The sequence below is a fragment of the Kitasatospora sp. NPDC051853 genome (assembly GCF_044452665.1).
Lineage (GTDB): Bacteria > Actinomycetota > Actinomycetes > Streptomycetales > Streptomycetaceae > Kitasatospora.
In genome coordinates this window covers 132,784-157,858 of sequence record NZ_JBITBY010000002.1, presented here as the reverse complement: position 1 = coordinate 157,858, position 25,075 = coordinate 132,784, and the positions used below count along the sequence as shown (strand labels likewise).

Genomic DNA, 25,075 nt, shown 5'->3' with positions numbered 1-25,075 from the left:
CGTACCCGGCCGGCCCGTCAGGCGTCCTTCTCCGCCTTGAGGGCGGCGAGCTCGGCCTCCAGCGCGGCGATCTTCTGCTGGTAGTGGTTCACCGTGGCCCGGACGTTCTCGATCGGGAAGAGCTGCGGGATGTGCTGCGGGCAGTTCCAGTCGTAGGCCTCGACCGAGATCAGCATCGCCCGCTCCGGGTGGGCCCGGTAGCCCTCGGGCTGCAGCCGGGCCAGCAACTCCCGGTCCTCGGAGGCCTCCACGGCCCGGGCCCGGCCGTAGATCTTGAGCCGGGTGCTGTTGGCGTAGTCCATCAGGAAGAGCGCGACCTTGTCGTCGTGGTCGACGTTGCCCCGGCTGATGTACTGGCGGTTGCCCCGGAAGTCGGCGAAGGCCAGCGTCCGGTTGTCCAGCACCTGGAGGAAGCCGCGCGGGCCGCCCCGGTGCTGGATGTAGGGCCAGCCGGACTCGCCGACGCTGGACAGGTAGAAGCTGTCCCGGGCGCCGATGAACATCCGCTCGTCCGGGCCGAGCAGGACCGGCCCGGACGAGGGCCCGGCGGTGCGCGGGGCGTAGGCGCGCAGGCTTCCGTTGCGGCGCTGGTGCTCCTGCACCTTCGGGGAGAAGGCGATCTCGGCGTAGCGGTCGGCCATGGCCGGTTCCTCTCGGGGGAGTTCGGTGGAGCGGCGGGATCAGAGGTGGGGGTCGAGCTCGGCCATCACGGCCCCGGCGGGCATCGCCCCGAGCAGCTCGTGGACCACCTCGCCGCCCTTGAAGAGCTTCATCGCGGGGATCGCCCGGATGTCGAACTCCTCGGCCAGGTCGGGGTTCTGGTCCACGTTGACCTTGACCACCGTCAGGCGGTCGGCGTGCTCGGCGGCGATCCGGTCGAGCACCGGGCCCACCTGGCGGCAGGGGCCGCACCACTCGGCCCAGAAGTCGACCAGCACGGGCTTGTCGCTGCCCAGCACCTGCTCGGCGAAGGTCGCGCCGTTCACGTCGGTGGCCATGGGGACTCTCCCGTCGGTACGTCCTAACTGCTGTCAGGCTCTTCAACGGTTAGTTCGGCCGGTTCATTCCCGGACTGGACGGAGTCCGGGGGCAGGAGGGCGCTTACAAGCTTCCTACCTGCCGGGCGGCTAGGGTCGGTGACCATGGGACTCGGTGGGGCGTGGCGTCGCCTCGGGCAGCGGAAGTGGTGGGCCGCCGGGGCGGCGCTCGTGGTGCTCGCGGGCGGCGGGGCGGCGGTGGCCGCCGTCGGCGACGACGAGGTGGCGGTCCGTCAGGAGGCGCTGCGGCTGGACATGCCGGAGGCGCCGGGCAGTACCGAGCGGGTCTCCATCGACACCTCCTTCTTCACCGCGGGCGGCACCGGACCGCGCCCGGCCGTGCTGCTGGCGCACGGCTTCGGCGGCTCCAAGGACGGCGTCCGCGAGCAGGCCGAGCGGCTGGCCCGGCAGGGCTACGCGGTGCTCACCTGGTCGGCCCGCGGCTTCGGCGAGTCCACCGGCCGGATCGGCCTGGACGCGCCGGACCGCGAGATCGCCGACGTCGGACGGCTGGTGGACTGGCTGGCGCAGCGCCCCGAGGTCCGGCTGGACGGGCCCGGTGACCCGCGGGTGGGCATCAGCGGTGCCTCGTACGGGGGCGGGGCCGCGCTGCTCGGCGCCGCGTACGACCGGCGGATCGACGCGGTGGCGAGCCAGGTGACCTGGTGGAACCTGAACGAGGCGCTGTTCCCGCAGGCGGCGGGTGGTGGGGACGGCGTCTTCAAGAAGCTGTGGGCCGGGATCTTCTTCACCACCGGCTCGGCGGGCGGGCTGACGGCCCCTCAGGGCGGAAGGGCCCAGGAGGGCCCGGTCGGCTGCGGGAAGTTCTCCGACGAGCTCTGCGCGATGTACGACCGGGTGGCCACCAGCGGGCGGACGGACCCCGAGGCGGTGAAGCTGCTCGACCGCTCCAGCCCGTCCAGCGTGGCCGACCGGCTGAAGGTGCCCACCCTGGTGGTGCAGGGCCAGCAGGACTCGCTCTTCCCGCTCGACCAGGGCGACAGGATCGCCAAGGCGGTGGCCGCCAACGGCGCGCCCGTCGCGGTGGACTGGTTCGCCGGCGGGCACGACGGCGGCACCGAGGGCAGCGAGCGGGTCGAGCAGCGGGTCACCTCCTGGTTCGACCGGTACCTGAAGCAGGACCAGGGCGCCGACACCGGCCCGGCCTTCCGGGTGACCAGGACCGGCGGGCTGGACTCCACCGGCTTCGAGGCGGTGCTGCGCGGCGCGAGCGCCGACGCGTACCCGGGCCTCGGCGGCACCGCCACCCGCACCGTGCACCTGACGGGCGGTGAGCAGGCGGTGGCCAACCCGCCCGGCGGCGCCCCGCCGAACATCTCCGCGCTGCCCGGCATCGGCGGCGCCCTGGGCAGCCTCTCGGCGGCGGCCGGCGGCACCGGGGGCCTCAGCCTGGCGATCGACTTCCCCGGCCAGTACGCCTCCTTCGACTCCGCGCCGCTGGACACCGCGCTGCGGCTCACCGGTGCCCCCACCGTGCCGGTGCGGGTACAGGCCGACCGGCCGGACGCGGTGCTGTTCGCCAAGCTCTACGACGTCGGCCCGGACGGCGGTCAGGTGCTGCCGCAGCAGCTGGCCGCCCCGCTGCGGGTCACCGACGCCGCCCAGGGGCGCACCGTGAACGTGCAACTCCCGGCGGTGGAGCACGAGTTCGCGGCCGGGCACCGGCTGCGGCTGGTGCTGGCCAGCAGCGACCTGGGCTACGCCACCCCGAACGAACCGGCTACCTACCGGATCTCGGCGGCCGGGCCGCTCACGGTGCCGACCGTGGACGGGCTGCGCACCGAGGCCGCCCCGCTGCCGAACCGGGTCTGGGTGCTGCCGCTGATCGCCGTGCTGGCGGCGGTGCTGCTGCTGGTGCCGTACCGCAGGCTGCGCCGCTCCGGGGGGCCCGCCTTCGACCCTGCGCTGGCCGGGGTGCCGCTGGTGATCGAAGGCCTGAGCAAGCGCTACCACGGCGCCGCCGACCGGTACGCGGTGCGTGACCTGGGCTTCCGGGTGGAGCGCGGCCAGGTGCTCGGCCTGCTGGGCCCGAACGGCGCGGGCAAGACCACCACGCTGCGGATGCTGATGGGCCTGATCCGCCCCGACGCCGGCGGGATCCGGCTGTTCGGCCACGCCGTGCGCCCCGGCGCCCCGGTGCTCTCCCGGGTCGGCGCCTTCGTCGAGGGCGCGGGCTTCCTGCCGCACCTCACCGGCCGGGCCAACCTGCGGCTGTACTGGCAGGCCACCGGCCGCCCCGAGCAGGACGCCCACCTGGAGGAGGCGCTGGCCATCGCCGACCTGGGCGAGGCGCTGGACCGCGCGGTGCGCACCTACTCCCAGGGCATGCGCCAGCGGCTGGCGATCGCGCAGGCCATGCTCGGCCTGCCGGAGCTGCTGATCCTGGACGAGCCCACCAACGGTCTCGACCCGCCGCAGATCCGCGAGATGCGCGAGGTGATGATCCGGTACGCGGCCGGCGGGCGGAGCGTGATCGTCTCCAGCCACCTGCTCTCCGAGGTGGAGCAGAGCTGCACCCACCTGGTGGTGATGGACCGCGGCAAGCTGGTCACCGCCGGGCCGGTGGCCGAGATCGTCGGCGCCGGCGAGCTGCTGCTGGTGGCCACCCCGATGGCCTCGGCCGCCGCCAAGGTGGCCGAACTGCCGGGCGTGGCCTCGGCGGAGGAGGTCGAGCAGGGCGTGCTGGTCCGGCTGGACGGACTGACGGTGGGTGAACTGGTGGTGGAACTGGTGCGGTTGGGCGTACCCGTGGAGGGCGTGGGGCCGCACCGACGGCTGGAGGACGCCTTCCTGGCGCTGATCGGAGGAGGGGCGGCATGACGGCCGTACTGGACCAGGAGCGCCCGGGTGGCGGGCCCGGCGGCCCGGGCCGCGAGCAGGCGGAGGGCTACCGGCCCGGCCGCACGCTGCCGCTGCGGGTGGAGGCGGTGCGCCAACTCCGGCGCCGCCGCACGCTGGTGATCGGCGGGGTGCTGGCCGCGCTGCCCTTCATCGTGCTGGCCGCCATCCGGCTGGGCGGCAACGAGCCCGGCCGCCAGGGGCGGACCAGCTTCATCGAGCTGGCCACCGCCTCCGGCCTCAACTTCTCGGTGACGCTGCTCTTCATGGGCACCGGCTTCCTGCTGGTGATCCCGGTCGCGGTGTTCTGCGGCGACACGGTGGCCTCCGAGGCCGGCTGGTCCTCGTTGCGCTACCTGCTGGCCGCCCCCGTGCCCCGGATGCGGTTGCTGGCCCGGAAGCTGACGGTGGCGCTGGCCTTCTCGGCCGGTGCGGTGCTGCTGCTCCCGCTGACCGCCCTGCTGGTCGGCACCGCCGCCTACGGCTGGGGCGACCTGCGGCTGCCGACCGGAGCGGTGGTCCCGGCGGGCGAGGCGCTGCCCCGGCTGGCCGTCGCCATCGCCTACGTCTTCCTCGCCGAACTGGTGGTCGCCGCGCTGGCGTTCTGGCTCTCCACGGTGACCGACGCCCCGCTCGGCGCGGTCGGCGGGGCGGTCTTCCTCTCCATCATCACCGGGGTCCTGGACGCCGTCACCGCGCTCGGCGGCCTGCGCGCCTGGCTGCCCGCGCACTGGCAGTACGCCTGGGCCGACGCACTCCAGCCGAAGTTGGAGTGGGGCGGCATGGTGCAGGGCGTCTCGCTCTCGCTCTCCTACGCGCTGGTGCTCGTCGCACTGGCCTTCCGCGGCTTCGCCCGCAAGGACGTGGTGTCCTGAGGGGTGGTCAGGACGGCTGCCACAGGCCACGGGCGGCGAGCAGCGGCAGCACGTTCTCGCCGACCCAGTAGGCCTCCTCCAGGTGCGGGGCGCCGGAGAGCACGAACTCGTCGATGCCCAGGCGGTGGTACTCCTCGATCAGGCCGGCCACCTCGGCGTGGCTGCCCACCAGGGCGGTGCCCGCCCCGCCGCGCACCAGGCCGATCCCGGCCCAGAGACCGGGCGAGACCTCCAGCCGCTCGGCCGAGCCGCCGTGCAGCAGGCGCATCCGCCGCTGGCCCTCCGACTCGCTGCGGGCCAGCGCCTCCTGGGTGGCGGCGATCCGGGCCGGGTCCATCCCGGCCAGCAGCCGCCGGGTCTCGGCCCAGGCGGCCTCGGAGTCGTCCCGGCTGATCACGTGCAGCCGGATGCCGAAGCGCGGGCTGCGCCCGTGCCGGGCCGCCGCCTCCCGTACCCGCCCGATCTTCTCGGCCACCATGGCGGGCGGCTCGCCCCAGGTCAGGTAGACGTCCGCGTGCCGGGCGGCCACCTCGACCGCCTCCGGCGAGGAGCCGCCGAAGTACACCTCCGGTACCGGCTCCGGCAGGCGGGTCAACTCCGCGCCCTCCACCCGCAGGTGGGCACCGTGGTGGTCCACCCGCTCGCCCCGCCAGAGCCGGCCGGTGATGTCGAGGAACTCCCCGGTGCGGGCGTAGCGGCCGGCCTTGTCGACGAAGTCCCCGTAGGCCCGCTGCTCGGCCGACTCGCCGCCGGTGACCACGTTGAGCAGCAGCCGGCCGCCGGACTGGTTCTGGTAGCTGGTGGCCATCTGGGCGGCCAGGGTCGGGCTGAGCTGGCCCGGCCGGAAGGCGACCAGGTACTTCAGCCGCTCGGTGACCTGGGTCAGCATCGCGGTGGTGAGCCAGGCGTCCTCGCACCAGGCGCCGGTCGGGGTGAGCGCCCCGGTGAAGCCCAACTGCTCGGCGGCGCGGGCGATCTGGCCCAGGTAGGCGATGCTCGGCGGCCGGTCCGCCCCCGCCGTGCCGGGGGTGGAGCCGTGGCCGCCGCCGACCACCTGGCGGCTGTCGCCGGTGGTGGGCAGGAACCAGTGCGCGGTCAGTGCCATGGTGCTCATCCTGACCAGCCCGTCGGGGCACGGTCAACGGAGGACGGGCGGTGTGCGGCGGCTCCCACGAACTTGCCATCCGCGCTCAACACCCCGTTCACGGGCGGACACCGGCTCCCCCGCGCGGGGGAAGCGGCGGCCGTCCCCGGGGGCGACGCGGCGGAGGGGGCCGGCGCGGGATCGTCGTGGTGGCGCACAGGGGGTGCGCCGCTGCGAGGAGATGAGGGACCGTCATGCGCAAGGTACTTCCGGTGATCGCCCTGGCCGCCTGCCTGGTGGCCGCCGCCGCGCCGGTGGCGACGGCGGCGCCGCACGGCGCGGGGTGGGTTTCGGCCTTCGAACCGGTGGCCGGGGCGCACGCGGCCGGTCCGCTGCGGCTGCTGGGCAGCGCGCGGCTGGACGTGCAGGGGCCGGTGGCGGGCCGGTTCGACTGGCTGGACCTGGCGGTCGACGCCCGTGCGGTGCGGCGGCCGGGCGGCGGGGAGCCGGTGCGGGCCGAGGGCCGGGTGGCGATGAAGCACACCTTCCTGAACGAGGACGGCAGCTTCCAGGGGTCCGTCGCCTTCACCGTCGCGGTGGACTGCCTGACCCTGGCGGGCCCGGCCGACGCCGCCTTCCCGGTGCTGACCGGGAGGGTGGAGCGGGTGGACTTCGACTTCGCGCCCGGGCAGGACGTGCCGCCGACCCTCCCCGACTGGAAGCCGGAGACCTCGTACGCCTTCCGCACCGGCGCGGACGGGCACCCCAAGGTGGCCTGGGCCGTGCCGGGCTACGGTGACCCCGGCGAGGTGGCCCGGCGGTGCGAGGCCCCCGGGGAGGCCGCCAAGGAGCTCTACCGGACCGGCGGCGGCTTCGGGCTGCGGCGCTGACCGGGCGTCAGGGCGCCGGGTGCAGCACCTCCGGGAGGCGGGGGAGGGTGAAGCCGAAGCGCTCGTCGTAGGCGGCCAGCGCCTCGGCCTCGGTCAGCTCCTCCACGGTGCGGGTGCCGTCCGCCGCGGTGTGGATCAGCCGGGTGCCGCTGAGGCTCAGCCGGCCCTCGGCGAGCGGGCGGGAGCAGATCAGCGAGCGGGTGAAGTGCGAGCCGGGCGAGGTGGTGTGCCACCAGCAGGTCGGCACGAAGTCCGCGAGCTGCCGGGGCTGTTGCTCCAGCCGGTACTGCGCCTCGCCGTCCTGGGAGACCACCAGGTACTCGCCGTCCGGGCGGACGGTGAAGCTCCCGCCCTGGTCCTGCTGCGGGGCGGTCAGGTCGAGCCGCAGCGGCTCGCGGACGAAGGAGCCGAAGCCGACGTCGGCCAGCCGGGGCCCGTCCGCCAGGTCCACCCGCAGGGCGAGGTGGTCGAACGGGATGGTCAGCCGGTCCGGCGCGGCGTACACCCGGGCCGCCAGCAGGGTCACCCGGAAGCCCAGGGCGCGGAGCAACTCGGCGAACAGGCCGTTGAGTTCGTAGCAGAAACCGCCCCGGCGGCGCTCCACCAGCTTGGCGTACAACGCGTCCGGCGCCAGGTCCACCGGCTCGCCGAGGTGGATGCCCAGGTTCTCGAACGGGACCGCGAGCAGGTGGGCGCGGTGCAGCGCGGCCAGCGCGGCGTGGTCCGGCGAGGCCGGGCGGACGGCGCCGATCCGGGCCAGGTAGGCGTCCACCTGGGCGGGGGCGAGGGTGTCGGGGTGCTGTTCCACCCGGCCCATTCCACCCCGGGGCCGGGGCGGGCGCAAGATCCGCCGGGTGCCGCGGCGGCTGACCGGACGTCAGCCGCCGCGGCACCCGGGCGGGGTCAGCGCGGGGACTTGGCCCGCTCCACCCGCTGGGTGCCGGAGCGGGTGCGGTAGCCGCGGGCCCAGCGGCTGGTGGCGTCCTTCCGGGTGCGGTCGGAGAGCACGTAGTAGTCCATCTGGACCGCCTCCGGCGTGACGTCCAGGACGCCGTAGCCGTGCGAGTCCAGGTCCACCCACTTGATGTGCGGGTTGGCTCCCTGGATCGCCGCGGCGGCGACCAGCGAGACGGTCTGCGGGGCGACCTTGAGGAAGTCGTCGATGTTGTCCGAGGTGACCGAGGTGACGGTGAACTCGGTGGCCGCGCTGCCCGAGAACGGGTAGGTGGCCGCCTCGTGCGGGACGTCGGAGGCCCAGGCCGAGTGGATGTCGCCGGTCAGGAAGACCGTGTTGCGGATGCCCTCGGCCTTCAGGTGGCCGAGCAGCTCGCGCCGGTCGTGGGTGTAGCCGTCCCACTGGTCCGGGTTGACGGCCAGGCCCTCGGCGGGCAGGCCGAGCAGCTCGGCCAGCGGGCGCAGCAGGTAGCCGGGCAGCGAGAGGAAGGCCACCGGCGAGATCATCACCGAGTTGCCGACCAGCCGCCAGGTGGTGTCCGAGGCGGACAGGCCGGCCTTCAGCCAGTCCAGCTGGGCCCGCCCGGTGATGGTGCGGTCGGGGCTGTCCACGCCGGAGGTGGCCGCCTTGGCCTGCTCCGAGCGGAAGGAGCGCAGGTCCAGCAGCGAGAGGTCGGCCAGCTTGCCGTAGCGCAGCCGCCGGTAGGTGGTGCCGGCGATCGACGGGCGGACCGGCATCCACTCGAAGTAGGCCTGCTTGGCCGCGGCGACCCGGTCGGCCCAGCTGCCCTCGGTGCCGGGGGTGTGGTTCTCCGCACCGCCGGACCAGGCGTCGTTGGCCACCTCGTGGTCGTCCCAGATGGCGATGGTGGGGACGGCGGCGTGCAGCGCCTGGAGGTCCGGGTCGGTCTTGTAACGGCCGTGCCGGGTGCGGTAGTCGGCGAGGTTCAGGATCTCGTGGGCCGGCGCGTGCGGGCGCACCACGCTGCCCCGGGCGGCGAACTGGCCGGTGCCGTACTCGTAGATGTAGTCGCCGAGGAAGAGGAAGGCGTCCAGGTCGCCGCGGGCCGCCAGGTGGCGGTAGGCGGAGAAGTACCCGGCCTCCCAGTTGGCGCAGCTGGCCACGCCGAAGCGCAGGTGCGCGGTGGCGGCGTCGGTGGCCGGGGTGGTGGCGGTCCGGCCGACCGGGGAGGTCACGCCCTCGGCGGTGAAGCGGAACCAGTACCGGGTCGCCGGGCGCAGGCCGCGCACGTCCACCTTGACGGTGTGGTCGGTGGCGGCGGTGGTGGTGACGGTGCCGGAGGCGGCCACGGCGGTGAAGCCCTGGTCCTCGGCGAGCTGCCAACCCACCTGCGTGTCGGGGCCCTTGAGCGATCCGGGGAGGGCCTCGGGGGTCGGCGTGACGCGGGTCCAGAGCAGCACGCCGTCCGGCAGCGGGTCACCGGAGGCGACGCCGTGCAGGAACTGCGGCGCGGAGGCGGCGGTGGCCGGGGCGGCCGCGGCCAGCGGGAGGGCGGCGGCGCCGGCGGTCAGCGCGGCGGCCTGGAGGACCCGGCGGCGACGCGGCCGGGCGGAGGACAGGGCATCTGTGGGCTCAGTCACGTCCGACAAGGCTACTGACTGGTAAGTCGTTGTCCAGGGGTCGCGCTGACTGTTCGTCGGCCCTTCACCGGGGCGTGGGGCGGCCCGGTCTGTCGGCGGCGTGGGCGATGATGGGTCGTTAGCCCGAAACATCCGAGGTGAGGACCCCGTCGTGGCCCAGATCGTCCTGTTCCACTCCGTCTACGGCCTGCGGCCGGCCGTGCACGAGGCCGCCGAGCGGCTCCGGGCCGCCGGGCACGAGGTGCACGTGCCGGACTACTTCGAGGGCCGCACCTTCGAGGACGTCGAGGAGGCCATGGCGTACAAGGAGGAGCTGGGCAGCGAGGAGCTGCTGCGCCGCGCGGTGACGGCCGTCGCCCCGCTGCTCGTCCCGGACGCCCGCCTGGTCTACGCCGGCTACTCGCTCGGCGCCGCGCTCGCGCAGAACCTCGCGCTGGCCGACGAGAAGGCCCTGGGCCTGCTCCTGCTGCACGGCACCTCCGACATCCGCGAGGACGCCGCCACCTCCCTCCCGGTGCAGCTGCACGTCGCCGAGCCGGACGCCTTCGAGCCCGAGGACTGGCTGAACGCCTGGTACCTCAACCTGACCAAGGCCGGGGCCGACGTCGAGATCCACCGCTACCGGGGCGCGGGCCACCTCTTCACCGACCCCGGGCTGCCCGACTACGACGCCGAGGCCACCGAGCGGACCTGGGCCGTCGCGCTGGACTTCCTGGCCGAGCTGGACGCCGAGGCCTGACGGCCGGTCAGGGCACCCGCTTCCACACGGTGAAGCCCTCGGCGGAGTGGACCTGCTCGTACCCGGCGGCCGCGCGCAGCGCGGCCGCCGTCGGGCCGGGCCAGACCGAGGCGTCGTCGGCGACCAGCCACTCCGGGACGGGCCGCCCCGCCGCGAAGGCACCCGGGGTGAGCAGGTACACGGTGGCCCGGTCGGTCAGGTGCGGGGCCATGGTGTTGGAGGCCGCGACCACCGCGCCGTCCGGCACCAGCGCCAGCGCCGCCCGCCCGGCCGCCTGCCGGGGCGCGTCCGCCCAGAACGACGGGGCGCTCGCCCGGGCCAGCAGCAGCGGCCCGAACTGGGCCGTGGTGACGGTGACCAGGGCCGCGACCGCGAGCAGCGCGGCGGGCAGCACGGCGGCGGTGCGGCGGTGCTGCCGGAGCCGGGCCAGGGTGTCCACCAGGGCCAGGAAGACCACCGGCATCAGCACCGCCGAGTAGTGGTGCGAGGTGCCCCAGTAGACCGTGTTCCCCGAGGCGAACCGCCAGGCCAGGGTGGGCAGGGCGACCAGCAGCAGCGGGCTGCGCACCGCGAGCAGACCGGTCGGCAGCAGCAGCATCAGCAGGGTGTTCGCCTTGGTGTCCAGCCCCTCGAACAGCCCGAAGGTGCCGGAGGAGGAGCTCAGGTAGCCGTACGCGCCGCTCGGGCTGAAGGCCGGCAGCACCACCAGCAGGACCAGCGCCATCGCCAGCGGCCCGCCCGCGCAGAGCGCCAGCCCGGCCCGCAGGTGACGGCGGATCAGCAGCACGCCGATCGCCGCCACGGTCAGCCCCATGTCCTCCTTCACCAGCAGCAGCGCCGCCCCCCACCAGGCACAGGCGGTCCACCGCCCGTCCAGGTAGGCGGCCAGCGAGAGCGCCAGCAGCGGGACGGCGAAGGCGACTTCGTGGAAGTCGAAGCCCACCAGCGACTGCAGCCCCCAGGCCCCGGCGTAGGCCAGCCCGACGGCCGGCGCGCCCCGGACGCCCCGGCGGGCCGCGCAGCCGGTGACCACCCCGGCGGAGAGCGCCACCAGGGCGGCCTGCACCACCAGCAGCAGCTCCACCCGCGGCAGCAGCGCGTACAGCGGGCCGAGCAGCGCCAGCACCGGGTGGAAGTGGTCACCGAGCAGCGGAAAGGCCGTCAGACCCGGGATGCCGTCGCTGCGCAGCTCCGAGGCGGGCCACTCGCCGGCCGCGTAGTGGCGCACCGCCTGGCCGAAGATGCCCAGGTCGTAGCCGGTGGTCTCGAAGCGGGCGTGCAGCCGCAGCGCCACGGCCGCGTACACCGCGAAGACGCCGGCCCCGACCGCCCACGGGGCAACGGCCCGCCGCCGTCGCGGTGGGGGCAGCGGGAGCGGCGGGGCCGGGCGGGCGGGGGCGGTGGCCGTCGTCATCGGGCGTCCTTGCGGCTGAGCGGTCGGAAAGCCCGAGGCTCACACCGCCTCGCTGAAGCGGAGCTGAAGCACCCTGAAGACCGCTTCAGGAAACCCCGCCGATGGTGTGGATACTGAGCGGATGCGCTTGCTGGTGATCGAGGACGAGGAACGCCTGGCCGAGGCCCTCCGACGGGGCCTGACCGCGGCCGGCTACGCCGTGGACGTGGAGCACGACGGGGAGGCCGGGCTCTGGGCGGCGACCGAGCGCCGGTACGCGGCGATCGTGCTCGACATCATGCTGCCCGGGCTGAACGGCTACCGGGTCTGCGCCCGGCTGCGCGAGCAGGGCGTGGACACCCCGATCCTGATGCTGACCGCCAAGAACGGCGAGTACGACGAGGCCGAGGCGCTGGACACCGGCGCCGACGACTACCTGGCCAAGCCCTTCTCCTACGTGGTGCTGGAGGCCCGGCTGCGCGCGCTGCTGCGCCGGGGCGGTGCGGCCCGGGCCGGGACGGTGCTGCGGGTCGGCGACCTCTGGCTGGACCGGGTGGCCCGCACCTGCGGCCGGGGCGAGGACCGGATCGAGCTGACGGCCAAGGAGTTCGCGGTGCTGGAGTGCCTGGCGCAGCGGGTGGACGAGGTGGTCCCCAAGGTCGAGATCGTCGACCAGGTCTGGGACGCCAACTACGAGGGCGACCTCAACATCGTCGAGGTGTACGTGAGTTCGCTGCGCCGCAAGGTCGACGCGCCCTTCGGCCGGGAGACCATCACCACCGTGCGCGGGGCCGGCTACAAGCTGGTCGGCCGTGCCGCCTAGTGCCTCCCCCGGCAGGGTTTGCCCCATCAGGAGCGTCGTTCGGTGCGTGCTCTCGGCGTGCCGGAGAAAGGCCCTTGTAGCGGAGCTACTCGGGCCTTTGGCCGGTGCGGCGAGAGTGCGTGCCGGGCGGCGCGACGGGGCAAACCCTGCCGAGGGAGGCACTGGCACGTCGGCCGGGCCGCTCGGCGTACTGGCCGGGGCCGTGTCCCGGGTGGGCGGTCTGGCCCGGGCGCACCGCAAGGCGGCGGCGGCCCTGGCCGTCGGCGCGGTGGCGGCGCTCTTCGTGCTGCTCGCCGTACTCCTCCAGTCCTTCAAGGACGTCACCGGGGTGCCGCCGGACCCGGAGCGGATGGAGTACCTGAACCGGATCGGCCCGCTGGTCGGCCCGGCCGGCCTGCCGGGCCCGCTGGTGCCGGCCGTGGTGGTCGCCGCGGTGGCCTGGGAGGCCGCCCGCTGGGCGGAGCCGCCCCGCCGCCCGCAGGCCGCGCTGCTGGCCGGAGCCGCGTCCGGGCTGCTGGCCTGGAGCGACTTCCGCTGGCTGACCGCCTACTCGGCCTACCCGTTCGTCGAGGAGAACGTGGTCGAGTGGGGCCTGAAGGTGGCGGTGCCCCAGTTCGGCCTGGTGGTGGCCCTGGTGACCCGCTTCGCCCTCGAACCGCTGGGCCGCGACGCGCCGTTGCGGGCCCGCTCGGCCCTGCTCGCCGGGGCGGCCGCCCTGGTGCCGATGCTGTTCGTCTCGCCCGTGCTGAAGGAACTGAACGTCTACGGCCCGCAGTACGACCCCTTCGGCATCAACTGGCTGGCCGAGTCGGGGCCGCCCTCCGCCGCGCTGGTGGTCGCCACCACGGCCTGGCTGACGGCCGGCCGCGCGCTGCGCCCGGTGGAGGCGATCCGGCGCGGGCTGGCCGAGTTGAGCACCCGTTCGCTGGACCGCCGGGTGCCGGTCCCGCGGACCGGGGACGAGCTGACCGACCTGGCCCGGACCACCAACGACATCCTCGACCGGCTGGAGCACTCCGCCGAGCGGCAGCGCCGCTTCGTCGCGGACGCCTCGCACGAGCTGCGCAGCCCGATCGCCAACCTCCGTGCCTCACTGGAGGGTTCGCTCGCCCACCCGGAGGGGGTGGACTGGGAGGGGACGGTCCGCGGCGCGGTCGGCGACATCCAGCGGCTGCAGCGGCTCACCGACGACCTGCTGCTGCTCACCCGCCTGGACGGCGGCGGGGCCCGCCCGGACGGGGCGCTGGTGGACCTGGCCGGGCTGGCCCTCGACCTGGTCGAGGAGTACCGCCACCTGCCCCGCACGGCCGCCCTGCGGCTGACCGCGGAGACCGCGGCAGCCGGCGGGCGGGCCCGGGTCCCGGGCAGCGCCGTGCAGCTGGAGCGGCTGCTGCGCAACCTGCTGGACAACGCCTGCCGCCACGCCGACGGCGCGGTGACGGTGCGGGTGGCGGTGGAGGAGGACGGGGCGGTCCGGCTGGAGGTGCGCGACGACGGCCCGGGCATCCCGGAGGCCGACCGGGAGCGGGTCTTCGAGCGGTTCACCCGCCTCGACGACGCCCGCACCCGCTCGGTGGGCGGCTCCGGCCTCGGGCTGGCCATCGCCCGGGAGATCGCCACCGGCCACGGTGGCAGCCTCCGGGTGGCCCGGAGCGCGGGCGGCGCCGTGCTCACCGCCCGCTTCCCGGTACCGGACTAGCGGATCGGCGGCTCAACCCAGGCCGGGGATCCGGCCGTTACGGAACAGGTCGACGAAGATCTGGTGGTCCAGCCGGGCCCGGTCCCCGTAGGCGTGGGCGAACTCCACCAGCATGTCGGCGAAGGCCTCGCCCCGGCCGCCGATCGCGGCGTCGATGGCGTGCTCGGTGGAGAACGGCACCAGCCCGTGGCCGCTGGAGGAGACGTCGGCCGCCGCGTGCATCCCGGCGGTGGCGCGGCCCAGGTGGGTCACCACGTCCCGCAGGTCGGCCGGCTCGGTGAGGTCGCTCCAGTCCAGGTCCGAGGAGTACGGGGAGACCTCGGCGACCAGCATCCCCTGGCCCCGGAAGGTGGTCCAGCCCAGCCACGGGTCGCTGTGCGCCTGGAGCGCGCGCTGCGAGATGACGGTGCGGTGGCCCTCGTGGACGAAGAACTCCCGGATCGCCGGGTCCGTCACGTGGTGCGAGACGGCCGGGGTCTGACCCTGCTTCAGGTAGATGATGACGTCGTTCTCGAGGGCGTCGGTGTGGCCCTCCAGCAGCACGTTGTAGGAGGGCAGCCCGGCGCTGCCGATGCCGATGCCCCGGCGGCCCACCACGTCCTTCACCCGCAGCGAGTCCGGCCGGGTGCGGGTGGCCGGCGGCAGGGTGGCCAGGTACTGCTCGAAGGCGGTCAGCACCTCGGCCCGGGTGGACCCGTCCAACGGGATGGTGCCGCCGCCGGAGCGGAACCGGCGCTCGTACCCCTCGATCACGGTGTCCTGCTCCAGCAGCGCCACCCGGGTCTGCAGCCGGGCCCGGCGCAGGGTCTCCAGCAGCGGGCCCTCGGCGGTGTCCAGGGTGTACGCCTCGGCCTGGTCGCCCGCGGCCAGCGCGCCGATCCGTGCCCGGTAGGCGTCGGCGAAGGACCGCACCAGTTCGGAGATGGTGCGGTCGGAGAGCGCCTTGGCGTAGCCGAGCAGGGCCAGGCTGGCGGCCAGCCGCTGGACGTCCCAGGTGAAGGCGCCGACGTAGGCCTCGTCGAAGTCGTTGACGTTGAAGACCAGCCGGCCCTCGGCGTTGAGGTAGGTGCCGAAGTTCTCCGCGTGCAGGTCGCCGTGGATCCAGACCCGGCTGGTCCGGGCGTCCAGGTACGGCGCGCCGTAGGCCTCGAACGGACCCGTCGTCAGGTCCGCGTAGTACAGGCCGGCGGTGCCCCGGTAGAAGGCGAAGGCGGAGGCGGCCATCTTGCGGAACTTCACCCGGAACGCGGCCGGGTCCTCGGCCAGCAGCCGGCCGAAGGCGGTGTCGAACACCCGCAGGATGGTCTCGGCCCGCTCGGGTTCGCGCTGGGCGGCGTTCTGCTGCTGCGGCATGGTTCTCGGTGTCCTCTGTGGTGCGTCGCCTGGTCCTGATCGGGATGACGCCACAGTATGCGGACGGGTTCCCGCGCGTCGGCCGCCGGCGGGTGACCGGGGGCCGACGCGGGGGTGAACGGCTCAGGCGGCGGCCAGCACCGGGGTCTCGGCGGCCAGGGCCCGGCGCAGCAGCGCCGTGCGGCCCTGCGGCCCGTCCGCCCCGAGGACGGCGGCCAGCACCGCGATCCGGGCCTGCCCGGCCCGCAGCGTGCCGGTCGGCACCGCACCGGCGGCGACCAGGTCCACCGCGCCGCCGTGGGTGTAGATCTCGGCCACCGGGCCGGACTCCACCCGGGTGGTCAGCGCCACCAGGACGCCCGCGGCGGTGGCCTCGGCGACCGCCTCGACGAACTCCGGGGTGGCGTTGCCCGCGCCGGTGGCGACCAGCACCACGCCCTGCGCACCGGCCGCCAGCGCGGCCCGGAGGAGCACCGGGTCGGCGTCCGAGTGGTGCATCACCACGTCGACCCGGGGCGAGGCGGACGGCAGCTCCGGCACCGCCAGCACGGCGGGCCGCCGGGGCTGACGGAGCACCACCGCGCTGCCGAAGCCGACGTCCCCGACCCGGTGGCCGGAGGGGTCGGCGAACGCGTCCGGTGCCAGGGTCCGCACCTTCACCGTGCCCCGGGCCGCGTGCACCTTGCCGTCGAAGACCACCAGCACGCCCAGGCCCCGCACGGTGGCGGCGGTCAGCAGCGCGTCGTAGAGGTTGCCCGGCCCGTCGCCGTCGGCGGTGCCCATCGGCAGCTGCGCGCCGGTGAACACCACCGGGCGCGGGTCGTCGTGGTGCAGGTCGAGCAGGAAGGCCGACTCCTCCAGGGTGTCGGTGCCGTGGGTGACCACGATGCCGTCCACGCCCGGGTCGGTCAGCACCTCGTGCACGGTGCGCAGCAGGGTCAGCTGGTGACGGGTGGTCAGCCGGGGGCTGTTCACGCTGAACAGGTCGACGACCTCGACCTCCACGCCCTCCGGCACCGCGGCGGTCTCCATGACCTCGTCGCCGTGCGCGTCCGCCGCGTAGCCCGAACCCTGCCAGCGGCTCGCGATGGTGCCGCCGGTGCTGATCAGGACGATCCGTGCCATGGCTGCCTCCTGGGCTTCGGTACGCGGCTGGAAAGGGGAGCAGCCCGGCCCCTGGCTGTTTGCCTGGGCCGGGCTGCCGTGTCGGTCTCCGCTGTGGCGGAACGCTCATCGCAAGAATAGACGAATCATCACGCAATCGGATCGCCACTTCTTGCCCGACCTGACGCAGGGCGGGGCATAGGATTGCGCCATGGACCGCATCGATCGCGACATCTTGCGCGAGCTCCAGCGCGACGGACGCCTCAGCAACCAGGAGCTGGCCCAGCGGGTCGGCCTCACCCCCTCGCCCTGCCTGCGCCGGGTCCGCCAACTGGAGGAGGACGGCGTGATCGAGGGCTACCGCGCCGTGGTCAACCCGGACGCGGTCGGCCGCGGCTTCGAGGTGCTGGTCTCGGTCGAGGTCCGCCGCGAGCGCGAGGCCGTCGAGGCCTTCGAGGCCGCCCTCCAGGACATCCCCGACGTGATCGAGGCCTACCGCCTCTTCGGCAGCCCCGGCTGCCTGCTGCGCATCGCCGTCGCCGACCTCAAGTCCTACGAACGCCTCTGGATCGAGAAGCTCACCACCCTCGCCGGCGTCACCGAGGTCAACTCCCAGATCATCATGAAGCGCATCAAGGCCCCGAGCGGCCTGCCGGTCACCGGCTGACCACCCGGGGCCTCGAGGGCCCTGCTGCTAGAGGGCGTTGCTCCAGGCGGAGGGGCCGAGGAGGGTCTTGACCTCGGAGGCGAAGGCTCCGTTGTCGGGGTTGACCAGGAAGCCGAGTTCGAAGAGGACGTTCTTCTCGCGGGAGGTGGTCAGGAGGCGGACCGGGACGTCGCCGGGGTGGGCGCGCAGGGCGCTCTTGAACTCGGAGACCATCTCGGCGTTGACCCGGTTGGAGGGGACGGTGATCAGGATCGGCGGCTTGCCGCCGTGCTCGGCGGAGGAGACGTCGAGGGTGGCGATCTCCTGGCCGAAGACGCTGAGGGCGCCGTCGCGTTCGTTGAGCCGGCCGCGGATCGAGATCACGTTGTCCTCGATCATCTGCTCCGACATCAGGTTGTAGGCGGCCGGGAAGAAGAGCACCTCGACCGAGCCGTCGCGGTCGGCCAGGGTGATGATCGCCCAGGCGTTGCCCGCCTTGTTGATGCGGCGGTCGACGGCGGTGATCAGGCCGGCCAGGCGGACTTCGCCCTCGGTGCGGCCGGAGCCGAGGAGTTCGGCGATCGAGACGTCGCGGTTGCGGGCCAGGATGTGCTCGGCGCCGTCCAGCGGGTGGCTGGAGACGTACAGGCCGAGCATCTCCCGTTCCAGGGAGAGGAGTTGCTTGCGCGGCCACTCCTTCTCGGTGAGCTCGAAGTCCAGCCCGATGGTCGGGATGTCCTCGCCGGTGTCCAGCGCGCCGAACAGGTCGTCCTGGCCGATCGCCTGCTGCTTCTTGACGCCGGTGACGGCGTCGATCGCGTTCTCGTGCACCGAGTTGAGCGAGAGCCGGGTGTGCCCGAGCGAGTCGAAGCCGCCGGCCTTGATCAGGGAGTCGACGGTGCGCTTGTTGCACACCACCAGCTCGACCTTGTCCAGGAAGTCCGCGAAGGAGGTGTACTTCCCCTTCTCCTTGCGGGTGTTGACCAGCGACTCGATGACCGGGACGCCGACGTTACGGACGGCCTTGAGGCCGAAGCGGACGTCGGTGCCGACGGCGGTGAAGTCGACCACCGACTCGTTGACGTCGGGGGAGAGGATCTTGATGCCCATGGCCCGGCACTCGGCCAGGTAGACGGCCATCTTGTCCTTGTCGTCCGCGACCGAGGTCAGCAGGGCGGCCATGTACTCGGCGGGGTAGTTCGCCTTGAGGTAGGCCGTCTGGTAGGAGACCAGGCCGTACGCGGCGGAGTGCGATTTGTTGAACGCGTAGCCGGCGAACGGGACCAGCACGTCCCAGACCGCCTGGATCGCCTCGTCCGAGTAGCCGCGCTCCTTGCAGCCCGCGTGGAAGGGGACGAACTCCTTCTCCAGGACCTCCTTCTTCTTCTTGCCCATCGCGCGGCGGAGCAGGTCTGCCTGTCCGAGGCTGTAGCCGGCCAGCACCTGGGCGGCTCGCTGCACCTGCTCCTGGTAGACGATCAGGCCGTAGGTGGGGCCGAGGACCTCCTTGAGCGGCTCCTCCAGCTCGGGGTGGATCGGCAGGATCTCCTGCTGCGCGTTCTTGCGGAGCGCGTAGTTGGTGTGCGAGTTCATGCCCATCGGGCCGGGCCGGTACAGCGCCGAGACGGCGGAGATGTCGGCGAACTCGGTGGGCTTCATCAGCCGCAGCAGGGCGCGCATGGGGCCACCGTCGAGCTGGAACACGCCGAGCGTGTCGCCCCGGGCCAGCATCTGGTAGGTGGTCGGGTCGTCGATCGGGATCTTCTCGATGTCGACGTCCGCGCCGCGGTTGGACTTGATGATCTTGAGGCAGTGGTCGATGATGCCCAGGTTCCGCAGACCCAGGAAGTCCATCTTGATCAGGCCCATGGCTTCGCACGACGGGTAGTCGAAGCCGGTGATGATCACGCCGTCCTTGTCCCGCTTGTGCAGCGGGATCAGTTCCAGCAGCGGCGTGGAGGAGAGGATGACCGCCGCCGCGTGCACGCCGGTGCCGCGGATCAGGCCCTCGATGCCCAGGCCGGTGTCGATGATCTTCTTCACGTCCGGCTCGTTGCCGTACATGTTCCGGATCTCGGTGCCCTCGTTGTAGCGAGGGTGCTTCTCGTTGAACAGGTCGGCGAGCGGGACGCCCTTGCCCATCACGTCCGGCGGCATCGCCTTGGTGATCCGGTCGCCCATCGCGAACGGGTAGCCCAGGATGCGGTTGGCGTCCTTCACGGCCGCCTTGGCCTTGATGGTGCCGAAGGTGTTCACCTGGGCGGTGTACGCCTCGCCGTACTTGTCGGTGACGTAGCGCACCATCTGGTCGCGCTGGCGGTCGTCGAAGTCGATGTCGACGTCCGGGGGGTTGATGCGCTCGGGGTTCAGGAACCGCTCGAAGAGGAGGTCGTGCTCCAGCGGGTCGAGCTGGGTGATGCCGGTGAGGTACGCCACCATCGAACCGGCCGCCGAACCACGGCCGGGGCCGACCGAGATCCCGTTGTCCCGGCCGTACTGGCAGATGTCGGCGACCACGAGGAAGTACGCGTCGAAGCCCATCGGGGAGATGACGCCCATCTCCAGCTCGATCCGGTCCAGCACCTCCTGGCTCGGGTTGTCCCCGTACCGGTGCTGCACGCCCTCGGCGATCTTCTTGCGCAGGTACGAGGCCTGGGTCTCGCCCTCGGGCACGTCGAACTGGGGCATCCGGTCGACGTAGTTGAAGACCTCGTCGTAGCCCTCGATCCGGGAGGCGATCTCCAGGGTGTTCCTGCACGCCTCGGGGAGCTCGCGGAAGAGCTCCTGCATCTCCTCGGCGGTCTTGATGTAGTAGCCGGTGCCCTGGAACTTGAAGCGGTTCGGGTCGTCCTTGTTCTTGCCCACGCCGACGCAGAGCAGCGAGTCGTGGGCGTCGGCCTGATCGGCCGTCACGTAGTGCGAGTCGTTGGTCGCCAGCAGCGGGATGTTCAGGTGCTTGGCGAGCTGGAGCAGGCCGTCCCGGACGTCGCGCTCGATGGACAGGTCGTGGTCCATCAGCTCCAGGAAGTAGTTCTCCTTGCCGAAGATCTCCTGGTACGCGGCGGCGGCCTTGACGGCCTCCTCGTACTGGCCCAGCCGCAGGCGGGTCTGCACCTCGCCGGAGGGGCAGCCGGTGGTGGCGATGATCCCGGCGGCGTTCGCGGCGATCAGCTCGCGGTCCATCCGGGGCTTCATGTAGTAGCCCTCCATCGACGCGAGGGAGGAGAGCTTGAAGAGGTTGCGCAGGCCGGTGGCGTTCTGCGCCCACATGGTCATGTGGGTGTAGCGGCCACCGCCGGAGACGTCCTTGCCGCCCTCGCCGTCCGCGCTCACCTCGCGCTTGCCGCCCGGGGCCCAGAAGACCGGCTTCTTCTCGAAGCGGGAGCCCGGGGCGACGTACGCCTCGATGCCGATGATCGGGGTGACGCCGTCGAACTTCTTCGAGGTCTGGAAGAACTCGTACGCGCCGAACATGTTGCCGTGGTCGCTCATCGCGATCGCGGGCATGCCCTGCTTGGCCACCTCGCCGAACAGCTTCCCGTTCTTCGCAGCTCCGTCGAGCATCGAGTACTCGGTGTGGACATGCAGGTGAACAAAGCTGTCGGCCACGGTGGGACGGCTCCTCAGGCTAGACGGAAGACCCCACCCTAGCGCGGCCCGGAGACGGTCGCCGTCACCGTCACGGAGCGTCTCCGAACCCTCCCCGAAGGTCCTCCGGGAGGGCCTCGCGGACCGCCGAGACGAAGGCCGCGACGGCCGGGTGACGGCCCGCGCCGGCCCGGAAGGCGGTCCTGGTGCGGCGCGCCATCGGCAGCCTGGTGAGCTGCACGCCGGGCGGTGCGGGGGAGGCGCCGAGGTGCGGGACGAGGGCCACGCCCTGGCCCACCGCGACCAGCGCGAGCACCGTCGCGAAGTCGTCGATCTGATGCGCGATCAGCGGGGTGAAGCCGGAGGCCTGGCAGGCCCGGACCACCATGGTGTGGCAGAGCGTGCCGTGCGGCGAGACGATCCAGCGGCTCTCCGGGTGGTCCGCCACCGCCCCCGGCGCGGGGGCGGCCAGGTACATCGGCTCGGTGAACAGCGGCTCGGCCGCCAGCCCCGGCTCCGGGTCGGCCGGCACGAAGTCGTACTCGTGCACCAGGGCCACGTCCAGCTCCCCGGCCCGCAGCATCGCCGCGACCAGTGCCGGGTCCACCTCCGTCACCATCGGGACCAGCCCGGGGTGCTCGCGGGCCAGCGCGGCCAGCGCGCCCGGGATGATCGCCCGGGCCGCCGACGGGTAGGTGCCGATCCGCAGCGGGCCCGCCAACCCCCGCCTGGCGTCGGCCAGTTCGGCCGAGGCCTGCTCCAGCCGCTCCAGTACCGCCTCGGCGTGCCGGACCAGGTTCAGCCCGGCCGGGGTGAGCGCCACCCGGCGGCCGGTGCGCTCCAGCAGCGGCACCCCCGCCTCCCGCTCCAGCACCGAGAGCTGCTGGGAGACGGCGGAGGCGCTGAAGGCCAGCGATTCGGCGACGGCGGCGATGGTGCCGCGGTGGGCCAGTTCACGGAGCAGCCGGAGACGGCGGACGTCGAGCACAGGCTGAGCTTACGCAAAGCCTCGGAAATCAGAACTGGACCTGACGAGCCGTCGGGGGCCAGGCTCGGAGCATGGAACTCCACGGCATCCACGTCCCGCTGATCACCCCGTTCGAGGCCGACGGCACCGTCGCCCTGGACGCCCTCGACGGGCTGGCCCGCAAGGCGCTCGCCGAGGGCGCGGCCGGGCTGGTCGCGCTCGGCACCACCGCCGAGGTGGCCACCCTGGACGAGGAGGAGAAGCGGGCCGTGGTCGAGGTCTGCGCCCTGGCCGCCCGCGACCACGGCGCGCTGCTCACCGTCGGCACCGGCGGCAACGACACCCGCCGCACGGTGGCCGCGCTCGGCGGGCTGGCCGGGGTGGCCGACGCCGCGCTGGTCACCGTCCCGGCCTTCACCCGGCCCGGCGCGGCGGGCGCGCTGGCGCACTTCGAGGCGCTGGCGGCCGGCAGCCCGGTGCCGCTGATCGTCTATCACATCCCCTACCGCACCGGGCAGCAGCTGGACGCGGACGCGCTGCGCCGGATCGGCGCGCTGGAGGGCGTGGCCGGGGTCAAGTACGCCGGGGGCGGCATCGACGGCGAGACCGTCGCGCTCCTCGCCGACCTGCCGCCCGGCTTCGCGGTGCTGGCCGGGGACGACCCCTTCCTGCTGCCGCTGCTCGCCCTCGGCGCCACCGGCGGCATCCTGGCCTCCGCCCACTTGGCCACGGGGTCGTTCGTGGAGCTGGTCCGCTGGGGGGAGCGCGCCCTCGGCCTGCGGCTGGCCCGGCTCTCGGCGGCCTGCTTCGCCGAGCCCAACCCGACCGTCATCAAGGGCGTGCTGCACGCCCAGGGCCGCATCCCCACCCCGGACGTCCGGCTCCCGCTGCTCCCGGCCGGGCCGGAGTCGGTGGCCGCCGCGCTGGCCGCCCTGGAGGCGGTCACGGCCTGACGGCCCGTCCGTGGCCGCCGCGCCGTCGGACGTGCCTCCGGAGGCGCGGGGCCCTGCTGACGTGCGGCTCCGCCGTGCGGGTGCGAAGCGGAAGCGCACGGGCCGTCGGCCGGGCGCGGACCGTCGGCCGCACGCGCTGCCCGGCCGCACGCGCTGCCCGGCTGTGCGGCGGACCGCCCGTTCGGCCGTCCGCCCGCCTGACGGGGTGTGACCTGAGGCGCCATCGGGTTTTCGCCCGGACGGATTCTTCCAGCCCCACCGGCCGCCCACCGGCGAATCCGGGGCGGCCGGTCACCGCGGCCGCCGGTTTTCCGCCCCCGTGGCCCCGCCGCCCGCCCACCCAGTGGAACGGCGTCCCACCCCACCCGTCCGACCAGGCATGATGGGCGGAGTGTGCGGACTTTGATCGAGCACGACACAGGAGGAGTATCCCGATGAGGATCGGCATCGTTGGTGCCACCGGCCAGGTCGGTGGAGTCGTTCGCGGCATTCTGGCCGAGCGCAAGTTCCCGGTGACGGAGCTGCGGCTGTTCGCCTCGGCCCGTTCGGCCGGCAAGACGCTGCCGTGGCAGGACGGCGAGGTCACCGTCGAGGACGCCGAGACCGCCGACTACTCCGGCCTGGACATCGTGATCTTCTCCGCCGGCGGTGCCACCTCCAAGGCGCTGGCCCCCAAGGTCGCCGCCGCCGGCGCCGTGGTGATCGACAACTCCTCGGCCTGGCGCCGCGACCCCGAGGTCCCGCTGGTGGTCTCCGAGGTCAACCCGGACGCGATCGCGAACCGCCCCAAGGGCATCATCGCCAACCCGAACTGCACCACCATGGCCGCCATGCCGGTGCTGCGCCCGCTGCACGACGAGGCCGGCCTCACCGCGCTGGTCGCCACCACCTACCAGGCCGTCTCCGGCTCCGGTCTGGCCGGCGTCGCCGAGCTGCACCGCCAGGCCTGCGAGATCGCCGAGAAGGCCGACCAGCTGGCCTTCGACGGCGAGGCCGTGCAGGCCAGCAACCCGGGCGTGTACCAGCGCCCGATCGCCTTCAACGTGGTGCCGCTCGCGGGCAACCTGGTGGACGACGGCTCCTTCGAGACCGACGAGGAGCAGAAGCTCCGTCACGAGTCCCGCAAGATCCTCGGCATCCCGGAGCTCAAGGTCTCCGGCACCTGCGTGCGCGTCCCGGTCTTCTCCGGCCACTCGCTCCAGGTGAACGCCCGCTTCGACTCCCCGATCAGCGTCGAGCGCGCCTACGAGCTGCTCGCCGACGCCCCGGGCGTGGAGCTCTCCGAGATCCCGACCCCGCTCCAGGCCGCCGGCAAGGACCCGTCCTACGTCGGCCGCATCCGGGTGGACGAGACGGTGGAGAACGGCCTCGCGCTGTTCCTCTCCAACGACAACCTGCGCAAGGGCGCGGCGCTGAACGCGGTCCAGATCGCCGAGCTGGTCGCGGCTGAGCTCCGGGCCTGACGCCCCGTCACGCCCCACCCCGCCACGCCACCGCGGTGCCGGTCAGCCGACGCTGACCGGCACCGCGCGCGAGAGCGAGTCCCCGACCCACTTGTCGCCGGGGTAGTACCACTGGAAGGCCCCGGACTCCGCCGCCGGGACGGTCGCCTCCAGCGTCCCGTCCGCCTGCGAGTAGGTCTCCGCCACCGTGGTCCAGGTGCTGCTCCAGCCCGCGCGGAACTGGAGGAAGACCAGCCCGCCCGGGTACCCGTGGTAGCCGTGGTCCTCCCAGGAGGCCCGGTCCAGCCGCCCCGTGACCCGTATCTCCTCGCCGGGCGTGGTGCGCTCCGGCACCCCCGCGAGCTCCAGCAGGGTGGCCTGCTTGACCGAGAAGCCGGCCGCGGTCTGGTTGACGTACCGGTCGCCGTCCCTGGCCCGCACCTTGAGGTCGACGAACCAGGTGCCGGCCTCGTCGTCGAAGACCTCGTGCTTCCTCGGACGGACCGTCACCGTCCCCCGGCAGGTCGAGCTCGGGCCCGCCGCCGTGCACTCCAGCGGGCTGACCCCGAGCACCCCGTAGTTCGGCCCCCAGACCCCGATCGGGCCGACCGAGGCGATCCCCGAGCCGTCACGGGCCGTCAGCACCAGGGGCACCGTGGCCCCTTCGGCCGGGCCGAGCAGGATCGACCGACCGCCGTTGACCGAGATCGAGGTCACCGTGGTGTCGCCGCGCGAGGCCTCCACCCCGACCTTCGGGGCCAGCAGCACGGCCCCCGCAGCCAGGGCCGTCACGAGGTACAGCGCGACTCGGGTCTTCCGCATGATCGTTCCAGTATGACCGGGTCGGGCGCGGCTGCCGGTCAGGCGGCCGGTGACGCGCCAGGGGCCGCCAGGGGGTACGGCCGGTGGCGCCATCGGTGCGTGTGCGCGCGGGTGCGCTCGCGCGGGCGCTCGGCGAGGCGGAACGGTTCGCCGGGCGATCGGGGGGTAAAGAGTGCCCACCGGCGGTGCGAGCCCGACCGCCGGCCCGCTGCCGGAGCGGGCCCCCACAGCCCTCACCCCGCCCG

The 25,075-nt window shown here is 73.6% G+C and carries 20 protein-coding genes; 9 read left to right on the top strand and 11 right to left on the bottom strand.

Features of this window, described 5'->3' with window-relative positions; genetic code table 11:
- Positions 1 to 17: 17 nt before the first annotated feature.
- Positions 18 to 641 (bottom strand): pyridoxamine 5'-phosphate oxidase family protein, encoded by a 624-nt coding sequence (locus tag ACIA8O_RS05535; protein WP_396292243.1) that lies wholly within the window; start codon positions 639 to 641, stop codon positions 18 to 20.
- Positions 642 to 680: 39 nt separating this feature from the next.
- Complete coding sequence (gene trxA / locus ACIA8O_RS05530; RefSeq protein WP_396292242.1) at positions 681 to 998, bottom strand: thioredoxin; 318 nt, start codon at positions 996 to 998, stop codon at positions 681 to 683.
- A 144-nt stretch (positions 999 to 1,142) separates the two neighbouring features.
- Here trxA and ACIA8O_RS05525 point away from each other — a divergent pair, with 144 nt between their 5' ends.
- Positions 1,143 to 3,878, top strand: a complete 2,736-nt coding sequence (locus tag ACIA8O_RS05525; protein ID WP_396292241.1) for an alpha/beta fold hydrolase — start codon at positions 1,143 to 1,145, stop codon at positions 3,876 to 3,878.
- The gene (locus ACIA8O_RS05520) at positions 3,875 to 4,771 is read left to right on the top strand and encodes an ABC transporter permease (RefSeq protein WP_396292240.1); all 897 of its coding nucleotides are present in this window, start codon (positions 3,875 to 3,877) and stop codon (positions 4,769 to 4,771) included. The genes ACIA8O_RS05525 and ACIA8O_RS05520 overlap by 4 nt, the downstream gene beginning before the upstream one ends.
- Positions 4,772 to 4,778: 7 nt before the next feature.
- Here the strand turns inward: ACIA8O_RS05520 and ACIA8O_RS05515 are convergent, their stop codons facing one another.
- On the bottom strand, positions 4,779 to 5,876 hold the full coding sequence (locus ACIA8O_RS05515) for an LLM class flavin-dependent oxidoreductase (protein WP_396292239.1): 1,098 nt from the start codon (positions 5,874 to 5,876) through the stop codon (positions 4,779 to 4,781).
- Positions 5,877 to 6,109: 233 nt separating this feature from the next.
- Here ACIA8O_RS05515 and ACIA8O_RS05510 point away from each other — a divergent pair, with 233 nt between their 5' ends.
- Entirely contained in the window at positions 6,110 to 6,745 is a 636-nt protein-coding gene (locus ACIA8O_RS05510) for a hypothetical protein (RefSeq protein ID WP_396292238.1), read from the top strand.
- Between the two features lie 7 nt (positions 6,746 to 6,752).
- On the opposite strand, the gene ACIA8O_RS05505 is transcribed toward ACIA8O_RS05510, so the two are convergent.
- Together ACIA8O_RS05505 and ACIA8O_RS05500 are read right to left on the bottom strand one after the other, a co-directional pair.
- Complete coding sequence (locus ACIA8O_RS05505) at positions 6,753 to 7,562, bottom strand: arylamine N-acetyltransferase (protein ID WP_396292237.1); 810 nt, start codon at positions 7,560 to 7,562, stop codon at positions 6,753 to 6,755.
- 86 nt (positions 7,563 to 7,648) lie between these two features.
- Positions 7,649 to 9,433, bottom strand: coding sequence for an alkaline phosphatase D family protein (locus ACIA8O_RS05500; protein ID WP_396292236.1), 1,785 nt, complete (start codon positions 9,431 to 9,433; stop codon positions 7,649 to 7,651).
- 19 nt (positions 9,434 to 9,452) lie between these two features.
- Between ACIA8O_RS05500 and ACIA8O_RS05495 the strand changes: the two genes are divergently transcribed.
- A complete protein-coding gene (locus tag ACIA8O_RS05495) occupies positions 9,453 to 10,040 on the top strand; it encodes a dienelactone hydrolase family protein (RefSeq protein WP_396292235.1) in 588 nt (195 codons plus the stop codon).
- A gap of 7 nt (positions 10,041 to 10,047) precedes the next feature.
- Here the strand turns inward: ACIA8O_RS05495 and ACIA8O_RS05490 are convergent, their stop codons facing one another.
- Positions 10,048 to 11,454 (bottom strand): DUF2079 domain-containing protein, encoded by a 1,407-nt coding sequence (locus ACIA8O_RS05490; protein WP_396292234.1) that lies wholly within the window; start codon positions 11,452 to 11,454, stop codon positions 10,048 to 10,050.
- A gap of 121 nt (positions 11,455 to 11,575) precedes the next feature.
- On the opposite strand from ACIA8O_RS05490, the gene ACIA8O_RS05485 reads away from it, so the two are divergent.
- Together ACIA8O_RS05485 and ACIA8O_RS05480 are read left to right on the top strand one after the other, a co-directional pair.
- A complete protein-coding gene (locus ACIA8O_RS05485) occupies positions 11,576 to 12,256 on the top strand; it encodes a response regulator transcription factor (RefSeq protein WP_396292233.1) in 681 nt (226 codons plus the stop codon).
- Between the two features lie 202 nt (positions 12,257 to 12,458).
- The gene (locus tag ACIA8O_RS05480; protein ID WP_396292232.1) at positions 12,459 to 13,955 is read left to right on the top strand and encodes a sensor histidine kinase; all 1,497 of its coding nucleotides are present in this window, start codon (positions 12,459 to 12,461) and stop codon (positions 13,953 to 13,955) included.
- Between the two features lie 12 nt (positions 13,956 to 13,967).
- On the opposite strand, the gene ACIA8O_RS05475 is transcribed toward ACIA8O_RS05480, so the two are convergent.
- Complete coding sequence (locus ACIA8O_RS05475) at positions 13,968 to 15,308, bottom strand: DUF2252 domain-containing protein (RefSeq protein WP_396292231.1); 1,341 nt, start codon at positions 15,306 to 15,308, stop codon at positions 13,968 to 13,970.
- 123 nt (positions 15,309 to 15,431) lie between these two features.
- Positions 15,432 to 16,433, bottom strand: a complete 1,002-nt coding sequence (locus ACIA8O_RS05470; protein ID WP_396292230.1) for an asparaginase — start codon at positions 16,431 to 16,433, stop codon at positions 15,432 to 15,434.
- A 190-nt stretch (positions 16,434 to 16,623) separates the two neighbouring features.
- Between ACIA8O_RS05470 and ACIA8O_RS05465 the strand changes: the two genes are divergently transcribed.
- Positions 16,624 to 17,079: an Lrp/AsnC family transcriptional regulator gene (locus ACIA8O_RS05465; protein ID WP_396292229.1), complete on the top strand. Its 456-nt coding sequence runs from the start codon at positions 16,624 to 16,626 to the stop codon at positions 17,077 to 17,079.
- Between the two features lie 27 nt (positions 17,080 to 17,106).
- On the opposite strand, the gene dnaE is transcribed toward ACIA8O_RS05465, so the two are convergent.
- A complete protein-coding gene (dnaE, locus tag ACIA8O_RS05460) occupies positions 17,107 to 20,667 on the bottom strand; it encodes a DNA polymerase III subunit alpha (protein WP_396292228.1) in 3,561 nt (1,186 codons plus the stop codon).
- 70 nt (positions 20,668 to 20,737) lie between these two features.
- The gene (locus tag ACIA8O_RS05455; protein ID WP_396292227.1) at positions 20,738 to 21,634 is read right to left on the bottom strand and encodes a LysR substrate-binding domain-containing protein; all 897 of its coding nucleotides are present in this window, start codon (positions 21,632 to 21,634) and stop codon (positions 20,738 to 20,740) included.
- A gap of 71 nt (positions 21,635 to 21,705) precedes the next feature.
- Between ACIA8O_RS05455 and ACIA8O_RS05450 the strand changes: the two genes are divergently transcribed.
- Together ACIA8O_RS05450 and ACIA8O_RS05445 are read left to right on the top strand one after the other, a co-directional pair.
- Positions 21,706 to 22,566, top strand: coding sequence for a dihydrodipicolinate synthase family protein (locus ACIA8O_RS05450; RefSeq protein WP_396292226.1), 861 nt, complete (start codon positions 21,706 to 21,708; stop codon positions 22,564 to 22,566).
- A 434-nt stretch (positions 22,567 to 23,000) separates the two neighbouring features.
- The gene (locus tag ACIA8O_RS05445) at positions 23,001 to 24,029 is read left to right on the top strand and encodes an aspartate-semialdehyde dehydrogenase (RefSeq protein WP_396292225.1); all 1,029 of its coding nucleotides are present in this window, start codon (positions 23,001 to 23,003) and stop codon (positions 24,027 to 24,029) included.
- A gap of 42 nt (positions 24,030 to 24,071) precedes the next feature.
- On the opposite strand, the gene ACIA8O_RS05440 is transcribed toward ACIA8O_RS05445, so the two are convergent.
- Positions 24,072 to 24,830: a hypothetical protein gene (locus ACIA8O_RS05440; RefSeq protein ID WP_396292224.1), complete on the bottom strand. Its 759-nt coding sequence runs from the start codon at positions 24,828 to 24,830 to the stop codon at positions 24,072 to 24,074.
- Between the last annotated feature and the right edge of the window lie 245 nt (positions 24,831 to 25,075).